Below are 5,374 nucleotides of genomic sequence, written 5' to 3' on the forward strand. Positions count from 1 at the left end.
CACTACGAGATCCTCTCCCGTCTCTCGAGCCGCATTGCCAGACACTACTTCACCGAGTAACGCTGAGAGTATATAGGGAAAGCGCACGCCGGGCAGCAATTGCCTGACGTGCGCTTTTTTTGTGCTTAGAGAAGACTCTCTCTGTGCCCGAAGCGGGACTTGAACCCGCACGACCTTATTCGGGTCAAAGGAGTTTAAGTCCTTCGTGTCTACCGATTCCACCATTCGGGCGGCGAATCAAGAGAGCGGAAAACGAGGCTCGAACTCGCGACCTCAACCTTGGCAAGGTTGCGCTCTACCAACTGAGCTATTTCCGCAAAACCCTTCCCCCATCGGTTTAGTGACGCAAAGTTACGATTTTATCGCAACTCCGCAATGTGCCTGCTTACTTCCCGGCCCGCTTACGATCGAGCTCGCTCAGGAGGATCTTCCGCAGTCGGAGACTCTTAGGAGTGATCTCCACCAGCTCATCCGACTTGATATACTCCAGCGCATCCTCGAGCGAGAAGACGATGGGCGGCGCGAGCACTACCTTATCGTCACTTCCGGCGGCGCGGACATTGGTCAGCTTCTTTGACTTGCAGACATTGCAGGGGAGGTCGTTGTCTTTATTGTGCTCACCCACGACCTGACCCTCATAGACATCCTCACCCGGGGCGATGAAGAAGCGCCCGCGATCCTGGAGGTTGTTGAGTGCGTAGGCAAAGGCGTTACCGGTCTCCAGCGAGACGATGGAGCCATTGGTACGACCTGGGATATCCCCCTTCCATGGCTCAAAGGAGAGGAAGCGGTGTGAGATGATGGCCTCACCGCTCGAGAGTGTGAGAGCAGCGTTATTGAGTCCAAAGATCCCTCGGGAGGGGATGTGGAAGGTGACGCTGACGCGACCGTTATTGGTCTCCATCGCCACCATCTCTCCCTTGCGGCGGATGCAGAGATCCACCAGCTTGCTGGCACACTCCTCGGGAGCCTCGATCTCCAGCTCCTCGATCGGCTCGCACTTCTGTCCATCGATCTCCTTGATCACCACCTGAGGCTGACCCACCTGCAGCTCATACCCCTCACGACGCATCTCCTCGATTAGGACGGAGAGATGGAGAACACCGCGACCGTAGACCATCCAGCTGTCGGCGCTCTCGGTCTGCTCGACGCGGAGGGCGATATTCTTCTCCGTCTCCAGCATCAGCCTATCCTCGATCTTACGCGAGGTGACGTACTTCCCCTCACGACCGAAGAATGGCGAGTTATTGATCGTAAAGCGCATACTCATCGTCGGCTCATCGACCGCAATCGTCGGCAGCATCTCCGGTGTCTCCGGGTCGGCGATGGTCTCGCCGATCTCGAAGCCGTCAATGCCGATCACAGCACAGAGGTCGCCGGAGTGTACCTCGTCGACCTTCTGACGACCGAGACCGCTAAAGATATCCAGCTCCTTGATCCGCTGCTTCTCGATCGTGCCGTCCGACTTCATCAGCGCAATCTCCTGTCCGGCACGGATAGTCCCGCGATGGACGCGACCGATGGCGATACGCCCCACATAGGAGGAGTAGCTCAGGGAGGTGATCAGCATCTGGAGAGGTCCCTCATTGATCGGTGGCGCAGGGATATACTCGATCACGCCGTCTAAGAGTACGCTGATGTCCTTCGTCGGCTTATGCCAGTCGGTACTCATCCAGCCCTGCTTGGCCGATCCGTAAAAGGTGGGGAACTCAAGCTGCTCCTCGGACGCATCAAGGTCAAACATTAGGTCAAAGACCTTCTCCTGCACCTCATCGGGTCGGCAGTTAGGCTTATCGACCTTATTGATCACCAGGATCGGCTTCAGCCCTATGCGAAGAGCCTTCTCGAGGACAAAGCGCGTCTGCGGCATCGGTCCCTCGAAGGCATCCACCAGCACGAGGCAGCCGTCCGCCATATTGAGGACGCGCTCCACCTCACCTCCGAAGTCTGCGTGTCCGGGCGTGTCTATGATATTGATCTTGTAGTCCTTGTACTGAATGGAGACGTTCTTGGAGAAGATCGTGATACCTCGCTCACGCTCCAGGTCGTTGTTATCCAGCACCTGCTCCAGCTTCTCGCTCGGGTCCCTGAAGAGGTTGCCCGCCTGCAGCATACGATCCACGAGAGAGGTCTTACCATGGTCGACGTGAGCGATGATCGCGATATTTCTGATCTTATTTTCTTCCATCTTTTTCGTCCTGAAATGTGCCTGCAAAGTTACATAAAATGAAATGAACCTCACCAGTGCAGACCCGCCAAATCCTCCCGCCCACTTCCTCTGCGCGTGACAGCCCGGACCACGACTTGGATAAACGACACCAAGCATTGCGATAGATCCAACGATTTTGTTACATTTGTAAGACTTAGAGTAGTATCACCTCTAGTGCTTAGATATCCTCTTTGGTTACCTTTTTATCATGATAGAATTTTTAAAGTCTAATTTCAAAACCGGTGATCTGATTGAGATCACGACGGACTCGGAGACCACTCAGGGTCAGATCGATTTTTTCGGGCCGGACTACATCGTGCTCCGACTAAGCAATGGTCAGGTCAAGGGCATAAGCGCATCCAGCATCAGCACATTTGCCTCCATAAGCAGCGATCCCGCCGCAGAGACGGGATCCGCACCGACAGAGGAGGCGAAGGAGACCCCATCAACCGCCACCCCGCAAAGCGAGGCAGAGCCGTCCAAGCCATTTACCAAATACAAGCCCGGCGATCGCGTACCACTCTCCATCCTGGCGGAGAGAGACCCCTCACTACTCGACGACTGGAGCAAGAAGGGTCAGACAAAGAAGAGGAATGAAGAAGCAGTGGAGGGCGTCCGCGAGGCCTACGTACAGTCCAAGAGTGACAGCCGGAAGGAAGATCAAGTGGTGGTCTCTCCCATAGGCAAGATCGTTCAGCTCAGACCGTCCTACCAATTCGGATTCATTGACACCCCCGACCAGCGACGCTATTACTTCAATCGAGCCGACCTCCTCGACGCCTCTCTCAGGGACTTCTCGGGCGACAACATCGAGGTTGCCTTCCTCCCGGCATCCAATCACAAGGGACTCACCGCCAAGGCCATCGTCCGTCCCCAGACGATCGACAAGCTACTCGACATAGTGATGGAGCGAACCACGAGCGGGGATCTCTTCCGCTCGCGAAACCTCCTCCAGATGATCGCCGAGAAGTACCCCAAGAACCAGAGCACCAAGTCGATCCTCGATGCCCTCGAGAGCGTACTCAGTAAGGGACACAACCGCGAGGAGACGGAGGACTCACAGGCATACGATGAGGGGATCGGCCACCTGGAGGACAAGGACTTCGAGGCGGCGCTCAAGTCCTTCCACACCTCCATAGAGGAGGGAGTCAAGGTGGAGCAGGCCATCAAGCAGGCCATCACCACCTACGTACGGATGTACACTGCGACGGAGGAGCTCGAGACAAAGGAGACGACCCGGCACGCCGCACTCGACTTCATCAATGAGAAAAAGAGCAACCTGCCTAATAACATCAGTACCCTCTTTGTCCTTGAGAATGCCTACTTCGCCCTCGGCGAGTACTCCGCTCACATCGATGTGGTAGAGGAGGTGATCAACTTCTGCGCCAAGAAGAGGGACATCGCCAAGTACATATTCTACCTGCGCAAGGCGGCACAGAGCTACTACCGTCTCGGCGACTTTGGGCGCGCCCTGGACAGCGCACAGGAGGGACTGGAGCGCGAGCCGGATGATGAGCAGCTGATCAAGCTGAGAGACATGGCTCAGGATGAGCTGAATATACGCCTCCGCAAGTAATCCTTAGCGAGATCCGTCCTGAGAGTACCCGAGAGCCACATCTCGGGTACTCTCTCTTATGCCACCGAGGTGGCTCCACCACGTCACCGCACCGAGAAAAATCTAAACCCGATATTAGTGATCACTAAACCCGGTAATAGAGATCACTAATACCGGGTTTAGTTTTGAGCTGATCCCCTCCCCCTACCCCGGCACACCAAACCGCAGATCAGCCGGAGAAAAATAAGGGTGGTGATCAGAAAAAACGTACCTTTGCGGTGACGGTGATCCGATGACCACTCGCTCATCGGAGTAAGAGGGAAACAGGTGCAAGTCCTGTGCAGACCCGCTGCTGTAAGTCTCCAACCGATCGGCTCACAGAGATGCCACTGTAGTCCTCCTCGCGAGGAGTATGGGAAGGCGATGAGCCGAGAGACGAGCCAGAAAACCTGCCGTCACGTGCATTTTGTATCGCTCCCGAGGACTGGGGCGGTGCCACTATTAAGGATGTAGTCCATCTAGATTTTCCATTTTTTGACTCGCTATCAGCGACTATTATCCCAAGTGTGGTCAGGTAATTCATACTGAGTGATGACGACCCTCTGCGAAGCGGATCGAGTCCATGCACTTTTAGGAGAGACGGTCACCAACATCCGACGGTGGCGGTCTCTCCTTTTTTGGTATCTTTCCACCACTTATTTACATTATGTCACTCTATCCTCAGCCATGAGAAACTACATTATCCTCGCGCTCTCCATCCTTGCGCTCACCTGCCGGGCTCAGATCGTCGACACTTGGCATGGGACCCTGCAGGTCACCCCGACCTACAGCCTGCCGCTTGTGCTCCACATCACGGAGGGGACCGAAGGCTACTCCGCCACCTTAGACAGCCCGGAGCAGGGAGCGAAGGGGATCCCGGTGGAGCAGATCAGCTTCAGCCCCGATAGCCGGACGCTCAGCTGGCAGAGCCGTGCCATCGGTGCCGGCTACAGTGGCAGGCTCGAGGGAGATACGATCAGGGGAGACTTCTCTCAGCAGGGGTTTACCACTCGGCTGGATCTGATACGAGGTGAGTATCGGAAGAACAAGCCAAAGACCAATCTCCCCTACCACGCTACTGAGCTTACCATACCCTCGGGAGAGGTGACCCTCGCCGCCACACTGACGGAGCCGGGCAAGCAGAAGAGCTCTACCGCAGTGGTGCTGGTATCGGGCAGTGGACCAAATGACAGGGACGAGAAACTGGGACCGCACAAGCCCCTCTGCGACATAGCCGACCACCTCACCCGGCAGGGCATTACCGTGCTGAGGTACGACAAGCGAGGAGTGGGCGAGTCTACGGGGACATTCGGAGCCTCTATGCTGAGGGACTTCGTGGCAGATGCCAAGTCGGCACTTGAGTATCTGCGTAAGACGGGAAAGTACTCAAGGGTGGGGCTCATAGGGCACAGCGAGGGAGGACTCATCGCCGAGAGGATCGCAGCAGAGAGTCCGGCAGAGGTCGACTTCATAGTGCTGCTTGCCGCCCCGGGAACCTCAGGTGTGGAGATCATCACGTACCAGAATGTAGTGATGATGGCAAGTCTGATCCGCCCCGAGGCGAAGGAGGA

At 56.1% G+C, this 5,374-nt stretch carries 3 protein-coding genes, 2 tRNA genes and 1 riboswitch; of the genes, 2 read left to right on the plus strand and 3 right to left on the minus strand.

The features are described from left to right. Positions 1 to 144: 144 nt before the first annotated feature. From Q0F21_RS05025 to typA, 3 genes are all read right to left on the minus strand, one after another. A tRNA-Leu gene (locus Q0F21_RS05025) sits at positions 145 to 231 on the minus strand. A 13-nt stretch (positions 232 to 244) separates the two neighbouring features. Then, positions 245 to 317, minus strand: a tRNA-Gly gene (locus Q0F21_RS05030). 68 nt (positions 318 to 385) lie between these two features. Then, positions 386 to 2,188, minus strand: coding sequence for a translational GTPase TypA (typA, locus tag Q0F21_RS05035; protein WP_297237975.1), 1,803 nt, complete (start codon positions 2,186 to 2,188; stop codon positions 386 to 388). A gap of 229 nt (positions 2,189 to 2,417) precedes the next feature. On the opposite strand from typA, the gene Q0F21_RS05040 reads away from it, so the two are divergent. After that, the gene (locus Q0F21_RS05040; RefSeq protein ID WP_297237977.1) at positions 2,418 to 3,785 is read left to right on the plus strand and encodes a hypothetical protein; all 1,368 of its coding nucleotides are present in this window, start codon (positions 2,418 to 2,420) and stop codon (positions 3,783 to 3,785) included. 244 nt (positions 3,786 to 4,029) lie between these two features. Continuing rightward, a riboswitch (cobalamin riboswitch) is annotated at positions 4,030 to 4,236 on the plus strand. A gap of 254 nt (positions 4,237 to 4,490) precedes the next feature. Continuing rightward, on the plus strand, positions 4,491 to 5,374 hold an 884-nt coding region (locus tag Q0F21_RS05045), incomplete at its 3' end, for an alpha/beta fold hydrolase (RefSeq protein ID WP_297237979.1).

It is taken from the genome of uncultured Porphyromonas sp. (assembly GCF_934359325.1).
In the GTDB taxonomy this organism is placed as follows: Bacteria; Bacteroidota; Bacteroidia; order Bacteroidales; family Porphyromonadaceae; genus Porphyromonas_A.